This window comes from Streptomyces sp. NPDC006743, assembly GCF_040703815.1.
GTDB lineage: Bacteria > Actinomycetota > Actinomycetes > Streptomycetales > Streptomycetaceae > Streptomyces.
On the sequence record NZ_JBEYJA010000028.1, the window covers coordinates 43,039 to 58,486 of the forward strand.

The following is a 15,448-nucleotide window of genomic DNA, read 5'->3' on the forward strand; positions in this document are numbered from 1 at the left end:
ACGGTGCCGCGGGTTCACGACGTCGTTCGCCCGGCGGTCAGTCCTTGACCGCCACCCCCGCGTACACCGGCACGATGCCCTCCGCCTGGGCCGCCACCCGGTCACCGGGATGATCCCCGGTCCCAGCAGCCGCAGCCCCGTGAAGAAGCGTGAGAACTCGGCGAGGGAGCGCGGGAAGAAGGGCGTGCCGCCCCGGCGGAACAGGGCGGCGGCCTTTCCGACCGCCTGCGGATTCAGGTCCGCGGTCACCTGCGACACGATCAGATGACTGCCGGGGGCGAGCGCGTCGACGTAGCGCCCCAGCAGGCCGTGCACGTCGTCGGTGTCGTCCGAGAGGTAGTGGGTGAGCGCGACCAGTGACAGGGCCACCGGCCGGGTGAAGTCCAGGGATCCTGCGGCCAGCCGCAGGATCCGCTCCGGGTCGCGGACGTCGGCGTGCACGTAGTCGGTGCCGCCCTCCGCGGAACCGTGCAGCAGCGCCTCGGCGTGCCGCAGCACGATCGGGTCGTTGTCCGCGTACACGATCCGTGCCCCGGGCGCGACCCGCTGGGCCACCTGGTGCAGATTGGGCTCCGTCGGGATGCCGGTGCCGATGTCCAGGAACTGCCGCACGCCCGCCTCGGCGGCCACCCGGGTCGCCCGGTGCATGAACCGGCGGTTGGCGCGCGCCCCGCGGACGACGGTGTCGTCCACCGCGAGGATCCGGCGGGCCAGCTCCTCGTCCACCGGGTAGTTGTCCTTGCCGCCCAGCCACCAGTCGTACACCCGCGCCGGATGCGGACGGCTGGTGTCGACGCGGACGGGCGCGGTCTCGGATCCGGTCATGCGGTGACTGCTCCTCGGTCGTCGGGTCAGTGGCTCTCGCGGCACTCCCGCAGCAGCTGCCGGGTGCGTTCGGCCGTGGCGGCACGGGCGATCATGTGGTCGAGGACCTCCAGGTGCGCGGAGACCTCCTTGCGCGAGTCCAGGTACAGCGCGCCGGTCAGGTACTCGGTGTAGACCAGGTCGGGCAGCTCCGGCTCGGCGAAGCGGAACAGCGAGAACGGCGCGTACGTCCCCGGATGCGGGCCGTCCGCGAATTCCGCGACCTGCACCGTCACCCGGTCCCGCTCGGTGTACTCCAGGAGCTTGTCCAGCTGCCCGCGCATCACCTCGGCGCGGTCGCTCACCGGCCGCCGCAGCACCGTCTCCTCGATGATCACCCACAGATGCGGCGGGTCCGGCCGCTCCAGCAGCGCCTGCCGGGCCATGCGCAGCGACACGTGCCGCTCGATCGCCTCCGGGCCCCTCTGGCCGACCGTGCCCGCCTCCAGCACGGCACGCGCGTACTCCTCCGTCTGCAGCAGACCCGGCACGAAGTGCGGCTCGTAGGAACGGATCAGCCGGGCCGAGCCCTCCAGGCTCACGTACAGGCTGAACCACTCCGGCAGCACGTCGTGGTACCGCTGCCACCAGCCCGGCTCGTTGGCCTCCTCGGCCAGCCGCACGAAGGTGGCCGCCTCCTCCTCGTCCACCCCGTACGTCGCCAGCAGCACCTGCACGTACGGGATCTTCAGCGAGACCTCGGCCAGCTCCATGCGCCGCACGGTCGCGGCCGCCACCCGCAGCACTCGGGCGGCCTCCTCCCGGCTGAGACCGGCCGCGTCGCGCAGCTCCTGCAGCCTCCTGCCGAGCACCACCTGACCCACGGTGGGCGCGGGCCGCCGCTCACTCACGCCACGCCTCCCCACGCGCGCCGACATCCGCGCAGCAGTGTGTCACACCCGGTCAAGGCATCATCGAATGAAGGTACTTCACGGTCGCCGGGTCGGCCGGCAGGAAGGTCTCGATCGCCAGCTCCGCCACCGTCACGTCCATCGGCGTGTTGAACGTGGAGATCGAGGAGACGAACGACAGCACCTGGCCCTCGTGCTCGATCCGCATCGGCAGCGCGAAGTACGGCACCTCGCCCTCGCCGTCCGCCTCCTGCGGCACCGCCCCCGCGGCCGCCTCCGGCAGCGGGTAGCCCGCCACCTCCTCGTACAGCTCCCGCAGCGCCGGCGAGCGGTGCAGCGCGATCTGCCGCTCCATCTGCGCCAGCAGATGCCCCCGCCACTCGCGCAGATTGCGGATGCGCGGCGCCAGCCCCTCGGGGTGCAGCGTCAGCCGCATCGCGTTCAGCGGCGGGACGAGCAGCTCCTCGGGAACACCCTCCAGGAGCATCGCCACACCCCGGTTGGCCGTCACCACGTCGTACACCGCGTCGACCACCAGCGCCGGATACGGCTCGTAGCCCCGGATCAGCCGTTCGAGGCCCTCCCGCAGCGCGCCCAGCGCCGGGTCGTCCAGCGGGGTCTCCGGATAGCGCGGCGCGTAACCGGCCGCCAGCAGCAGCGCGTTGCGCTCCCGCACCGGAACCTCCAGGTGCTCGGCCAGCCGCAGCACCATCTCCTCGCTCGGCCGGGACCGGCCCGTCTCGATGAAACTGATGTGCCGGGCCGAGGAGTCGGCACGCAGCGCCAGCTCCAGCTGGCTGATCCGCCGCCGCTCCCGCCAGGCCCGCAGCAGCGGACCCGCGCCGCGGCCCGCGGGGGCGGTGGGAACCCGGACGTCACCGGTCGCGAGAATGGTCATACGTACGACCGTAGTCGAACCGCTGTGGAGGAGTGCGCGCATGAGCGAGCTGTGGAAGCCGTCCGGGGAGGCGACGGCCGTGTACCGGGCCAGGGTGCGCGGCTGTCTGCTGGGCGGGGCCGTCGGGGACGCCCTCGGCTACCCGATCGAGTTCAACGCCCTGGACCGCATCCGCGCCACCCACGGCCCGCGCGGTCTCACCGGCCTGGTCACCGCCTCGGCCGACGCCGGATCGGTCGCGCTGATCAGCGACGACACCCAGATGACCCTCTTCACCGCCGAGGGCATCCGCCAGGCCCAGCAGCACGGCCACGGCCCCCGCCTGGGCAGCGGCGGCTTCCGGATGGTGCGCTGGGCCTACGAGCGCTGGCTGGAGACCCAGCGCCGCGCCGGACCGCAGGAGAGCGAACTCGCCCGACCCGCCGGCGGCGGCTACGAGGGCCCGCGCGGCGGCCTGGTCACCGAGGCCTGGCTGTACTCCCGCCGCGCACCCGGCAACGCCTGCCTGTCCGGGCTCGCCCTCGACCTCGTCCCCGACCCGGCCGCCGTGCTCGGCCCGCCCGGACCCATCAACCCCGACTCCAAGGGCTGCGGCGCCGTGATGCGCTCGGCGCCCTTCGGCCTCACCGGCGCCACCCCCGAGGAGGCCTTCGACAGCGCCGCCCGCTGCGCCCAGATGACCCACGGCCACCCCACCGGCTACTACGCGGCCGGCGCCTTCGCCGCGCTCATCGCCTGCCTCGTCGCCGGGGACTCCGTGGAGGGTGCGACGCTGCGCGCGCTGCGCCTGCTCGGCCGCCACCCCGGCCACGAGGAGACCAGCGCGGCCCTCACCGAGGCCCTCGACCTGGCCGCCGAGGGCACCCCGAGCGCCGAACACGTCGAACGGCTCGGCGCCGGCTGGGTCGCCGAGGAGGCCCTGGCCATCGGCGTCTACGCCGCCCTCGCCGCCTCCGGCGTCGAGAACGCCCTGCTGCTGGCCGTCAACCACTCGGGCGACAGCGACTCGACCGGGTCGGTCTGCGGCAACATCCTCGGCGCCCGCCACGGCGACCACGCACTGCCGCACGCATGGGTGGAGCGCGTGGAGGGGCGGGCCCGGATCGCCGCGCTGGCCGACGACCTGGCGGCCGGATCCCTCCCCGGCTGAGCGCGGGCCCCCGTCCGGCCCGGCACCCGGCGGCCTTCCTGTGGCAGGCTGAACAGCGCAGGCTGACCGGGCGCCCGGCCCGGTGCGCCCGCACACCGTCTGCACAGGCGCGCGCCGCCCGGCGGCGCCCAGGAAGGGAGCCGGCCCATGCCCGTCGCACCGCTGTCCCAGAAGGAGATCGAGGACCGGCTGGCGGAACTGCCCGGCTGGTCCCTCGACGGGGACCGCCTCACCCGCTCCTACCGGCTCGGCTCGCACTTCGCGGCGACCGCGATGGTGGTGCACATCGCCCAGGTGCAGGAAGAGCTGGACCACCACTCCGACCTGACCCTCGGCTACAACACCGTCTCCCTCGCCGTGAACACGCACAGCGCGGGCGGCGCCGTCACCGAGCTGGACTTCCGGCTCGCCCACCGGGTGCAGGAACTGGCGCCGGTCCACGGAGCGCACTGACCGGGCCGGACGGGGCGGGGGACCGCGTGCTGGACTACGACCAGGAAGCCGAACGCTACGACAGCGCCCGCGGCGGTGAGCCCCGGGCCGCCGCCGCGGCCGGGGCGGTCCTCGGCCTGCTGCCCGCGGACATCCGGGAACTGCTGGACACCGGCTGCGGCACCGGCATCGTGACCCGCCGCCTCGCCGCCGGCCGGCCCGCGGCCCGGGTGACCGGCGTGGACCTGGCGCCTGCCATGACCCGCAGGGCCGCCGAGCGTCTGCCCGGTGCCGTCGTGCGCGCCGACGCCCGGCGGCTGCCCTTCCCCGACGGCCGCTTCGACGCGGTCACCAGCGTCTGGCTGCTCCACCTCGCCCCGACCGACGCCGACGCGCGCGCCGTCGTCGCCGAGTGCGCCCGCGTGCTGCGCCCCGGCGGGGTGTACGTCACCACGGTCGGCAAGGCCGCCGCGCACAACGTGGGCAGCGACATCGACGCCGTGCTCGCCTCCCGGCCGCCCAGCCCCGCCCGGGACGCGGACGCTCTCGTCACCGGGTACGCGGCCGCGCACGGCCTGGTACCGGCCGGGACGGCGCGGTTCCGCGGCGCCGGCCAGGGCCGCAGCCCCCGCCGTACCATCGCCGACCTGCGGCGCGGCTGGTTCATGACGCTGCCGCCGGGCGGCCCGCTCGCCGACGCCTTCGCGGCCCGGCTGGCGGCCCTGCCCGACCCGGACCGTCCGCGCCCCGACCCGGTCTTCCGCCTGCGCGCGTACCGCAGAGCAGCCACGGGCTGAGTCCACGACCGAACGACAGAACGACCGAACGACCGAACGAGCGAACGACCGGGTGACCGGCGAGGGAGCGGCCGGCGAGGGGGCGACCGGCGGCCGGGAGCCCGCACTGCCCCGCGCGCCGGTCCGCGCGGGGCGCGGAACGGGGGGCGTCTCACGGCCCGGAGCCGGTCCGGGCCGCCGCCTCGGCGTGCGCGAGGCGCGGACCGGCGGGCGGCTCCTCGCCCCGTCGGCGTGTGCGGGGCGCGTGCCTGGGCCGGCACGCGCCCCGCGCCGTACGCGGAGCCGTCAGCGGGGACTTGGGCGAGTGGCTCCGCGTACGAACCCATGGCCGGGGCACCGGCCGCCCCGGTCCGGAACCGGTCGTGCCGCGCCGGGCGGCGCGCGGCGCCGCCCGTCAGGTGGGTGCATGAACGGCCCCTCTCCTTGCGGCTCGGAAGACGGGGTGAGCGGGGAGGAACGGGGAGGTGGAGCGGGGGGAGCGGGGAGGTGCGACAAGACCTGACCAGTGGGAGCGCTCCCATAGTGCGGACCTGTCAGGGAACGGTCAAGTCCTTGAGGCGTCGGAAAAGATTCGGGGCTCCTCCGCGGGGCCCGGGTCCAGGGAAAACAGCCGAAAGTCAGGAAGCCCCCTGGCCTTCACCGGCGCTTGGCGCTACCTTCACTCGCACCAGTGGGAGCGGTTCCATCAGTCGGCGCGTCCGCCATGACGCGCCCGGTCTGCAAGGAGTCGCTCATGCGACACCCCCCGCGTTCAGTCCTTTCAAAGTTACGAACGACATGGGCGTCCGGCCACCGACGCCTGACACGCACCCCCGCGGCGTCGCCGAAAGTCCCTGACGGCTCCGCCGCGAGGACCTTCCGGCGCCCCGCGCTCGCACGCGCCGGCCGCCGCGAGCCGGCCGGACTCCCCTCTCGTCCGCGGCTCTTGGCCGCCGCCGGAGCGGTCGCGCTCGCCGCGAGCGTGGTCGTCCCGGTGGCCTCGGCGCAGGGCGCCGCCCCCGCGTGCACGGTGGAGTACTCCGTCACCGGCCAGTGGGGCACCGGCTTCCAGGGCGCCGTCACCCTCACCAACAACCGTGCCCCGCTGACCGGCTGGAGTCTGACCTTCGACCTCGCCGCCGGCCAGCAGGTCACCGGAGGCTGGAACGCGAAGTGGTCCCAGTCCGGCACGGAGGTGACCGCGCGCAACGAGAGCTGGAACGGCTCGCTCGGCACCGGCGCGAGCGTGGCCGCCGGCTTCCTCGCCACCTCGCCGGGGAGCGGCCCCGCACCGGCCGCGTTCCGGCTCAACGGGGTCGCCTGCAACGTCGACCCGGACCCGTCCACACCGCCGACGGATCCGACCGACCCGCCGACCGACCCCCCGCCGGCCGGTGACGGCCGGGCGCCCGCCCTGCACGTGAGCGGCAACCGGCTCGTCACCGCCGGCGGCACCCCGCGCAGGCTGCTCGGCGTCAACCGCTCCGGCGGCGAGTTCATGTGCGTCCAGGGCCGTGGCATCTTCGACGGTCCCGTCGACGACGCCGCCGTCGCGGCGATCGCCGGCTGGAAGGCGAACGCCGTCCGCATCCCCCTCAACGAGGAGTGCTGGCTGGGACTTTCCAACGTGGACCCCGCCTACGCGGGCGAGCGGTACATCGACGCGGTCGAGCAGCTGGTGGCCCGTGTCGAGGCGCACGGCATGACCCCGATCGTCGAACTGCACTGGACCCAGGGCCAGTACACCGGGAACTCGGCGGGCTGCTCCGACGTGCACGCCACCTGCCAGAAACCGATGCCCGACGCCCGGTACAGCCCCTCGTTCTGGTCGTCGGTCGCCGGTGCCTTCAAGGACGACCAGGCCGTCGCCTTCGACCTGTTCAACGAGCCCTATCCGGACCGTGCCACCTCCAGCGCCGCCGACGCCTGGACGTGCTGGCGCGACGGCGGCACCTGCCCGGGCATCGGTTACGAGGTGGCCGGCATGCAGGACCTGGTCGACGCCGTACGCGGCACCGGGGCGAAGAACGTGATCCTGGCCGGCGGGCTCGCCTACTCCAACGACCTGAGCCAGTGGCTGACCCACCGGCCCGAGGATCCGGCGGGCAATCTGGTCGCCGCCTACCACGTCTACAACTTCAACGCCTGCGCCAGTGAGAGCTGCTGGGACTCCACGCTCACCCCCGTCGCGGCCCAGGTGCCGCTGGTGGCGGGGGAGATCGGTGAGAACACCTGCTCCCACGGGTTCGTGGACCGGGTCATGAAGTGGTTCGACGACCACGGCCTGTCCTACCTCGGCTGGACCTGGAACACCTGGGACTGTTCCTCCGGTCCGTCCCTGATCAGCGACTACGGCGGTACGCCCACGGCGTACGGCACCGGGCTGCGCGACCACCTGCGCGCCCTCGCCCCCTGACTCCCCTCCCGCACATCAGGCACCACGGCACCACCGGCACCACGGCACCACCGGCACCACGGCACCACCGGCACAGAGCAACACCGGCACATCAGGCATCCCAGCAGGTCAGTCCTTCCCTTCTACAGGAGGATTCCCCACTCATGAGCCGCAGCAGAACAGCGATGCTCGCCGCCCTGACCCTGGTCGCCGGGGGCACGGGCATGGCGCTCACCGCCGCATCCGCCAGCGCCGGCGCGGCCGCCGCCCCCTGCACCGTCGACTACCAGGTGCAGAACCAGTGGAGCACCGGCTTCACGGCCGCCGTCACCGTCACCAACAACGGCCCCGCCAAGTCGGCCTGGACCCTGAAGTGGTCCTACGCCGGGGACCAGAAGGTCACCAGCGGCTGGAACGCGAAGATCACCCAGAGCGGCGCGGCCGTCACCGCCGCCAACGAGAGCTACAACGGCACCCTCGCCACCGGATCCAGCGCGGCCTTCGGGTTCCAGGGCACCTACAGCGGCACCAACGCCGTCCCGGCCACCTTCACCCTCGACGGCGTGACCTGCAACGTCGACGGCGGCACCACCGACCCGGGCGGCGGCACGACGGACCCGGGCGGCCGGGCCGCCAACCCGTACGACGGCGCCAAGGTCTACGTGAACCCCGAGTGGTCCGCGCATGCCGCCGCCGAACCCGGCGGCAGCCGCATCGCGAACCAGCCCACCGCCGTCTGGCTCGACCGCATCGCCGCCATCGAGGGCGTCAACGGCGGCATGGGCCTGCGCGACCACCTCGACGAGGCCCTCAAGCAGAAGGGCTCCGGCGAACTCGTCGTCCAGCTCGTCATCTACGACCTGCCCGGACGCGACTGCGCGGCCCTCGCCTCCAACGGCGAACTCGGCCCCACCGACCTCGACAAGTACAAGACCCAGTACATCGACCCCATCGCGTCGATCCTGTCCGACCCGAAGTACGCCGGCCTGCGCATCGCCACGGTCATCGAGCCCGACTCGCTGCCCAACCTGGTCACCAACGCCGGCGGCACCAACACCACCACCGACGCCTGCGTGACCATGAAGTCCAACGGCAACTACGAGAAGGGCGTCGGCTACGCCCTGGACAAGCTCGGCGCCGTCCCGAACGTCTACAACTACATCGACGCCGGCCACCACGGCTGGCTGGGCTGGGACTCCAACCTCGGCCCGTCCGTCACGGAGTTCCTGAAGACCGCGACGAGCAACGGCGCGAGCGTGCACGACGTGGCCGGGTTCATCGTCAACACGGCCAACTACAGCCCCACCAAGGAGCCGTACTTCAAGGTCACCGACAACGTCAACGGGCAGACGGTGCGCCAGTCCAAGTGGGTGGACTGGAACCAGTACGTGGACGAGCAGTCGTTCGCGCAGGCGCTGCGGGACAAGCTCGTGGCGGCCGGCTTCGACTCCGGTCTCGGCATGCTGATCGACACCTCCCGCAACGGCTGGGGCGGCTCCGCGCGGCCCGCCGGCGCCGGACCGCTGACCTCGGTCGACGCCTACGTCGACGGCGGCCGCGTCGACCGCCGCATCCACGTGGGCAACTGGTGCAACCAGAGCGGGGCGGGCCTCGGCGAACGGCCGACCGCCTCCCCGGCCGCCGGGATCGACGCCTACGTGTGGGTCAAGCCGCCGGGTGAGTCGGACGGGTCCAGCTCCGCCGTCTCCAACGACGAGGGCAAGGGCTTCGACCGGATGTGCGACCCGACGTACGGGGGCAACGCGCGCAACGGCAACAACCCCTCGGGCGCGCTGCCGAACGCGCCGCTGGCCGGGCACTGGTTCTCCGCCCAGTTCCAGCAACTGGTGCAGAACGCCTATCCGCCGCTGTCGTGACGGGCGGGGCATAGGTGTTCCGCCGGGGCCCGGTCCGGGTGAGGTGCGGCCGTTCTGCCCGGCCGCGACCTCCCGGGCCGGGCCCCGGTCCCTCTCGAGACGCCGGGGCCCCGTGCCCGGACCGGGGACCCACGTGGTGCCTCCTCACGCCGAACAGGGAATTCCCTACGGCTTTTTTGCCGTACCGGCAAGGGAACTGGCCCGGAAGCGGTGGGGCGGCGCACGCTGGCCGCACCGAGACGAGAGGCTGATCACCATGGCGCAGGAGCACCGGGGCCACCAGGGTCCGCACCGGCACGACCCCGAGGGCGACCACGCGTCCGGCGGACACGAGGGCCACCGCCACGGCGAGCACGCGTCCGGCGGACACCAGGGCCACCACCACGGCGACACGGACCTGGACTGGGCCGTGATGGCCCCGCTGCTGGAGTCGCAGGCGGAACTCTTCACCCCGCTGTACCGGCAGGCGATGGACTGGCTGGCCCGGGAGGGGGCCGCCCCCGGTCTGGTCGTGGACGCGGGCAGCGGTCCGGGGGTGGTCTCCTGCCTGTTCGCCGAGACCTTCCCGGAGGCCCGGGTGGTGGCGGTGGACGGCTCCGCGCCGCTGCTGGAGCGGGCCGCGGCCCGCGCCGCCCGGCTCGGCGTCGCCGACCGCTTCACCACGGTCACCGGCGAACTGCCCGGCGCCCTCTCCGAGCTGGACTACCCGGCCGACCTCCTGTGGGCCAGCAACAGCCTGCACCACCTCGGCGACCAGCGCGCCGCCCTCGCCGCGTTCGCCGAACGGCTGGCGCCGGGCGGCACCCTGGCCCTGCTGGAGGGCGGTCTGCCCGCCCGTTACCTGCCCCGGGACATCGGCCTCGGCCGTCCCGGCCTGCAGGCCCGCCTGGACGCGGTCGAGACGGAGTGGTTCACGCGGATGCGCGAGGACCTGCCGGACTCCGTCGCCGAGACCGAGGACTGGCCGCGCCTGCTGGCCTCGGCGGGTCTCGAGCCCACCGGCACCCGCAGCTTCCTGCTGGACCTGCCCGCCCCGCTCTCCGGGCCGGCCCGCGCCTATGTCGCCGCCACCCTCGGCAGGCTGCGCGAAGGGCCGGCGGACGGCCTCGGCGCGGAGGACCGGGCCACCCTCGACCGGCTGCTGGACCCCGAGGACGAGGCGAGCGTGCACCGCAGGCAGGACGTCTTCGTGCTGAAGGCGCACACCGTGTACACGGCCGTCCGCACCGGCTGACCCGCCCGCCCCGCCCCGCGCGGGTCAGTTCGCGGCGAGGAACTGCCTGGCGAGCTTGTCGCCGAGGGTGACGGCCGCGCTGTGACTCTCGATGGGGGACGCCTTCGCGTCCTTGAACAGGATGTACGTCACCCCGGAGTCCGCCCCGCCGGTCTCCGGGTCGGGGTCGATGCCGAGGGCCTTGGCGGTGGCGTACGACGCCTCGCCGATGATCTTGTCCGGTCCGGTGTCGCCCACGACGGCGTACTCGACCTTGTCGCCGTAGACGACGGCGACCACGCCGCCGCCCTTGATGCCGGAGTCGGCGTAGTTCCAGATGCCGCTGGAGCTGGGGACCACGACGTAGGGCAGCGACTCGGCCTTGAGCGGCTTGCCGTCGGACTGGTGGAACCTCGTGTCGTCCTGGTACCAGGGGTCGCGGTCCTCGTTGCAGTTGGCGGTGCGCTGTCCGTCGCAGTCGATGTCCATGTCGGCCTTCCAGAACACCGCGCCGTTCTTGCCGCACACGGGGACGGTGGCCGAGGTCTCCTCGTCGGTGCGGTACTTTCCGTTGGAGATCTGCCGGCAGGACTTCACCTTGGCGAGCAGGTCGGCCGCGCTGACCGAGCCCTCCTGGGCGGAGCGGGGCGCGGCGGCGCCGGCCGCGCCGGAGGCGTGGGCCGGGAGCACGCCGGCGGCGAGCAGGGCGGCTCCGGAGGCGGCGGCGAGGGCCAGTGTTCGTATGCGCACGGTGGGGGGAACCCTTCTGTTAGGAAACTTTCCTGACCGGGTGCGATACAAGGTGGCCCCTTGGCCATGTGCGCGTCAAGACTGCGGTGGCGGGATCTTCCCGGGCTTCAGGGCACCGCCGGAAAGGCGGGTGCCCCGCCCCCGCCGGGCAGGCGGGGGCGAGGCACCCGGTGCGACAGGCCCGCCGGGCGGGCCCGCCGGCTCAGACCACGTCGAAGGTGGCCGGGTCCGGGCCCAGCCGCCGGTCCTCGTTCAGCGCGCTGATCGCCGCGAGGTCCTCGTCGTCCAGGGTGAAGTCGAAGACCTGGATGTTCTCCTGGATCCGGGACGGCGTCACGGACTTCGGGATGACGATGTTGCCGAGCTGGAGGTGCCAGCGCAGCACGACCTGGGCCGGGGTGCGTCCGTGCTTCTGCGCGATCGCCACGATCGCCGGGACCTCCAGCAGGCCCTTGCCCTGGCCCAGCGGCGACCAGGCCTCGGTGGCGATGCCCCGCTCCGCGTGGAACTCGCGGGCGGCGCGCTGCTGCAGGTGCGGGTGCAGTTCGATCTGGTTGACCGCCGGGACCACGGACGTCTCGGCGGTCAGCTGCCGCAGGTGCTCGGGCAGGAAGTTGGACGTGCCGATCGCCCGGACCCGGCCGTCGGCGAGCAGCTTCTCGAACGCCTTGTACGTGTCGACGTACGTGCCCCGGGCGGGCAGCGGCCAGTGGATCAGGTACAGGTCGACGTACTCCAGGCCGAGCTTGGTCAGGGAGGCGTCGAAGGCGCGCAGGGTGCTGTCGTACCCCTGGTCGCCGTTCCAGAGCTTGGTGGTGACGAAGACGTCCTCGCGGGGGAGTCCGGAGGCGGCGATGGCCTTGCCGGTGCCCTCCTCGTTGCCGTAGATCGCCGCTGTGTCGATGCTGCGGTACCCGGCCTCCAGGGCGGTGGCGACCGCGCGCTCGGCCTCGTCGTCCGGCACCTGCCAGACGCCGAAGCCCAGCTGGGGCATCTCGACATCGTTGTTGAGGATGATCGTGGGGACCTGGCTGCTCACGAGCTGTTGATCCTTCGGTTGTCGTCGAAGTGGTACTCCTATGGTCAACGATCACGGGGGTCGGCGCATTCCTGCCCCCCGCTCCGGCCGGTCCCCCGCCCTCACGCCCGGTACAGTGCCTCGACCTCGGCCGCGTACGCGTTCTCGATCGCCTTGCGCTTCAGCTTCAGGGACGGCGTCAGCAGGCCGTGCTCCTCGGTGAAGGGCTGGGCGAGGATGCGGAAGGTGCGGATGGACTCCGCCTGGGACACCAGCGTGTTCGCGGCGACCACCGCGCGCCGCACCTCGGTCTCCAGATCCGGGTCGTGCACCAGCTCCGCCGGTGTCGGCCGCGGCTTGTTCCGCATCTTCAGCCAGTGCTCCACGGCCTCGTGGTCGAGGGTGACCAGGGCGGCGATGTAGGGGCGGTCGTTGCCGACGGCGATGCACTGCGAGACCAGCGGATGGTCGCGCACCCGCTCCTCCAGCACGCCGGGCGCCACACTCTTGCCGCCGGAGGTCACCAGGATCTCCTTCTTGCGCCCGGTGATGGTGAGGTAGCCGTCCTCGTCGAGTGCGCCGAGGTCACCGGTGGCCAGCCAGCCGTCGTGCAGCGTCTGGTCGGTGGCCTTCGGGTTGTTCAGATAGCCCTGGAAGACGTTGCCGCCGCGCAGCCAGACCTCCCCGTCGTCGGCGATGTGCACGGTGACCCCGGGGATCGGCTGCCCCACGGTGCCGTAACGGGTGCGCTCGGGAGGGTTGGCGGTGGCGGCGGCCGTCGACTCGGTCAGGCCGTAGCCCTCGTAGATCTGCACGCCCGCGCCCGCGAAGAACAGCCCCAGCCGCCGGTCCATGCCCGAGCCGCCGGACATGGCGTTGCGGATCCGGCCGCCCATCGCCGCGCGCACCTTGGAGTACACCAGCTTGTCGAAGAGCTGGTGCTGCATGCGCAGCGCGGCCGACGGGCCGGGGCCGGTGCCCCACGCCTTCGCCTCGATCGCGTCCGCGTACTTCACGGCGATGTCCACGGCCTTCTCGAAGGGGCCCTCGCGGCCCTCGGCCTCGGCCTTGCGCCGGGCCGCGTTGAACACCTTCTCGAAGATGTACGGCACCGCGAGGATGAACGTCGGCCGGAACGCCTGGAGGTCCGGCAGGAGCGCGGCGGCGTGCAGCTGCGGCTGGTGGCCGAAGCGGACCCGGCCGCGGATCGCGGCCACCTCCACCATGCGGCCGAAGACGTGCGCGAGCGGCAGGAACAGCAGCGTGGCCGCCTCGTCCCCCCGGCGGGAGCGGAACACCGGCTGCCACCGGTCGATGACCGTGTCCGCCTCGGTCATGAAGTTGCCGTGGGTCAGGACACAGCCCTTGGGGCGGCCGGTGGTGCCGGACGTGTAGATCACCGTGGCCACCGACTCCGGTGTCACCGCCTCGCGGTGGCGGTGCACCACGCCGTCCTCGATGTGCGCGCCCGCATCGTACAGCTCCTGCACGGCGCCCGAGTCGAGCTGCCACAGCCGGCCCAGGCGCGGCAGCCGGTCGATGACGGTGGCGATCGTCATGGCGTGGTCCTCGTGCTCGACGATCGCCGCCGACACCTCGGCGTCGTAGAGCATCCAGAAGCACTGCTCGGCCGAGGAGGTGGGGTAGACCGGCACCACCTGGGCGCCGATGGTCCACAGCGCGAAGTCGAAGAGGGTCCACTCGTAGCGGGTGCGGGACATGATGGCGACCCGGTCGCCGAAGCGGACGCCCTGGGCGAGCAGGCCCTTGGCGAGGGCGAGCACCTCGTCGCGGAACTCGGCGGCGCTCACCTCGCGCCACTCGCCCCTGCCGTCCTTGCGGCCGAGCGCGATGCGCCCCGGGTCGTCCTGGGCATGCTGGAACACGACGTCGGCCAGGCCGCCCACCGGCGGTGCCGACGTCGACGGAGGGCTGGTGAACTCGCGCAAACCCCGCTCCCGCTCTCAGTCCGGCTCGGTCCGGTTCGCCTCCGGTGCGCTGGTGACGCTCCGCACAGGCCGTGAAAGCTACCCCACGGGGCCACGGGCCGGGAGGGGGCCGAAAGCGAGGGCTGCTCACGTCGGTCCAGGTCAGTGTCGGAAAATACGCGCACATGGGGAAGGGTCGGACAGAATTCCTTACGGTTCAGTAAGTTTCGGTGCCGGTATCTCCACCGAATCTGTACGACCCCCGACGGCGGCCGGGGCCCGGCGGGGGCGCCGCGCCGCACCCGCCCAGCAGTCTCCCGCCGGCGCCCGCGGTGCCTGGGGGCGGCAGCCCGCACCCCGGCGCAGCAGGCGCCGCCCCGCTGCCGACGGCCACCGGCCCGGCCCCGGGGGCGGGCCGGGTCAGCGGCGGTGCAGGTGCTCGCCGCCCGCCAGGATGGCCTTGGCCAGGGCGTCGGCCGCGTGCTGGGCGGACGGGCGGTGGCGGCCGTGGACCAGGACGAAGTCGACCCCGCCCAGCTCCGGCAGCCCGGCCCGCTCCGGGACGCGGACCAGGCCGGGCGGGATCAGCCCGCGCGAGTGGGCCATCACCCCGAGCCCCGCACGGGCGGCGGCGATCAGCCCGTTGAGACTCCCGCTGGTGCACGCGACGCGCCACGGGCGCCCCTGCCGCTCCAGGGCCTCGAAGGCGAGCGCCCGGGTGATGCCCGGCGGCGGATAGACGATGAGCGGCACCGGCCGGTCCGGGTCCAGTCGCAGCCGCTCCGCGCCGATCCACACCAGACGGTCCTGCCACACCGGTTCCCCCCGAGGGTCCTGGGGGCGCCGCTTGGCCAGCACCAGATCCAGTTTCCCGGCGGCCAGTTGCTCGTGCAGGGTGCCCGACAGCTCCACCGTCAGCTCCAGGTCGACCTCGGGATGCCCGTAGCGGAAACCCTCCAGGATCTCCGGCAGCCGGGTCAGCACGAAGTCCTCCGACGCGCCGAAACGGAGCCGGCCGCGCACCCGGGTGCCGGTGAAGAACGCCGTCGCCTGCTCGTGCACCTCCAGGATCCGGCGGGCGAAGCCCAGCATGGCCTCGCCGTCCTCGGTCAGCTCGACCGAGTGGGTGTCGCGGGTGAACAGCAGCCGTCCGGTGGCGTCCTCCAGCCGTCGTACGTGCTGGCTGACGGTCGACTGGCGCAGTCCGAGGCGCCGGGCCGCCTGGGTGAAGCTGAGCGTCTGCGAGACGGCGAGGAAGGTGCGCAGGTGAGCGGGGTCGTACACGGGGCCCAGGCT

12 protein-coding genes and 1 pseudogene are annotated in these 15,448 nt (G+C 73.2%); 6 read left to right on the forward strand and 7 right to left on the reverse strand.

Features of this window, described 5'->3' with window-relative positions; all coding sequences use genetic code 11:
* Positions 1-37: 37 nt before the first annotated feature.
* The 3 genes and pseudogenes from ABZ719_RS22565 to ABZ719_RS22575 all read right to left on the reverse strand — a co-directional run bounded on the left by ABZ719_RS22565 (position 38) and on the right by ABZ719_RS22575 (position 2,613).
* Positions 38-825, reverse strand: a pseudogene (locus ABZ719_RS22565) (SAM-dependent methyltransferase).
* Between the two features lie 26 nt (positions 826-851).
* On the reverse strand, positions 852-1,715 hold the full coding sequence (locus ABZ719_RS22570; RefSeq protein WP_366726968.1) for a DUF5753 domain-containing protein: 864 nt from the start codon (positions 1,713-1,715) through the stop codon (positions 852-854).
* 52 nt (positions 1,716-1,767) lie between these two features.
* Positions 1,768-2,613 (reverse strand): helix-turn-helix transcriptional regulator, encoded by an 846-nt coding sequence (locus tag ABZ719_RS22575; protein ID WP_366726969.1) that lies wholly within the window; start codon positions 2,611-2,613, stop codon positions 1,768-1,770.
* 40 nt (positions 2,614-2,653) lie between these two features.
* On the opposite strand from ABZ719_RS22575, the gene ABZ719_RS22580 reads away from it, so the two are divergent.
* The 6 genes from ABZ719_RS22580 (at position 2,654) to ABZ719_RS22605 (ending at position 10,477) form a co-directional block, all read left to right on the forward strand.
* Entirely contained in the window at positions 2,654-3,763 is a 1,110-nt protein-coding gene (locus ABZ719_RS22580) for an ADP-ribosylglycohydrolase family protein (protein WP_366726970.1), read from the forward strand.
* Positions 3,764-3,910: 147 nt separating this feature from the next.
* On the forward strand, positions 3,911-4,216 hold the full coding sequence (locus tag ABZ719_RS22585) for a 4a-hydroxytetrahydrobiopterin dehydratase (protein WP_366726971.1): 306 nt from the start codon (positions 3,911-3,913) through the stop codon (positions 4,214-4,216).
* 26 nt (positions 4,217-4,242) lie between these two features.
* Positions 4,243-4,992, forward strand: a complete 750-nt coding sequence (locus tag ABZ719_RS22590) for a class I SAM-dependent methyltransferase (RefSeq protein WP_366726972.1) — start codon at positions 4,243-4,245, stop codon at positions 4,990-4,992.
* A gap of 961 nt (positions 4,993-5,953) precedes the next feature.
* The gene (locus ABZ719_RS22595) at positions 5,954-7,387 is read left to right on the forward strand and encodes a cellulose binding domain-containing protein (RefSeq protein ID WP_366727012.1); all 1,434 of its coding nucleotides are present in this window, start codon (positions 5,954-5,956) and stop codon (positions 7,385-7,387) included.
* Positions 7,388-7,530: 143 nt separating this feature from the next.
* On the forward strand, positions 7,531-9,243 hold the full coding sequence (locus ABZ719_RS22600) for a glycoside hydrolase family 6 protein (protein WP_366726973.1): 1,713 nt from the start codon (positions 7,531-7,533) through the stop codon (positions 9,241-9,243).
* 256 nt (positions 9,244-9,499) lie between these two features.
* Positions 9,500-10,477, forward strand: coding sequence for a class I SAM-dependent methyltransferase (locus tag ABZ719_RS22605; RefSeq protein ID WP_366726974.1), 978 nt, complete (start codon positions 9,500-9,502; stop codon positions 10,475-10,477).
* 24 nt (positions 10,478-10,501) lie between these two features.
* Here the strand turns inward: ABZ719_RS22605 and ABZ719_RS22610 are convergent, their stop codons facing one another.
* The 4 genes from ABZ719_RS22610 to ABZ719_RS22625 form a co-directional block, all read right to left on the reverse strand.
* A complete protein-coding gene (locus ABZ719_RS22610) occupies positions 10,502-11,206 on the reverse strand; it encodes a glycoside hydrolase family 75 protein (protein ID WP_366726975.1) in 705 nt (234 codons plus the stop codon).
* Positions 11,207-11,408: 202 nt separating this feature from the next.
* Positions 11,409-12,245, reverse strand: coding sequence for an aldo/keto reductase (locus tag ABZ719_RS22615; protein ID WP_366726976.1), 837 nt, complete (start codon positions 12,243-12,245; stop codon positions 11,409-11,411).
* A 101-nt stretch (positions 12,246-12,346) separates the two neighbouring features.
* A complete protein-coding gene (locus ABZ719_RS22620) occupies positions 12,347-14,173 on the reverse strand; it encodes an AMP-dependent synthetase/ligase (protein WP_366726977.1) in 1,827 nt (608 codons plus the stop codon).
* A gap of 399 nt (positions 14,174-14,572) precedes the next feature.
* Entirely contained in the window at positions 14,573-15,436 is an 864-nt protein-coding gene (locus ABZ719_RS22625) for a LysR substrate-binding domain-containing protein (RefSeq protein WP_366726978.1), read from the reverse strand.
* Positions 15,437-15,448 lie beyond the last annotated feature (12 nt).

Coding starts and splice junctions, on each gene's coding strand:
- ABZ719_RS22575 (WP_366726969.1), bottom strand. CDS start 2,613: ATGACCATTCTCGCGACCGGTGACGTCCGGGTTCCCACCGCCCCCGCG.
- ABZ719_RS22580 (WP_366726970.1), top strand. CDS start 2,654: ATGAGCGAGCTGTGGAAGCCGTCCGGGGAGGCGACGGCCGTGTACCGG.
- ABZ719_RS22585 (WP_366726971.1), top strand. CDS start 3,911: ATGCCCGTCGCACCGCTGTCCCAGAAGGAGATCGAGGACCGGCTGGCG.
- ABZ719_RS22600 (WP_366726973.1), top strand. CDS start 7,531: ATGAGCCGCAGCAGAACAGCGATGCTCGCCGCCCTGACCCTGGTCGCC.
- ABZ719_RS22605 (WP_366726974.1), top strand. CDS start 9,500: ATGGCGCAGGAGCACCGGGGCCACCAGGGTCCGCACCGGCACGACCCC.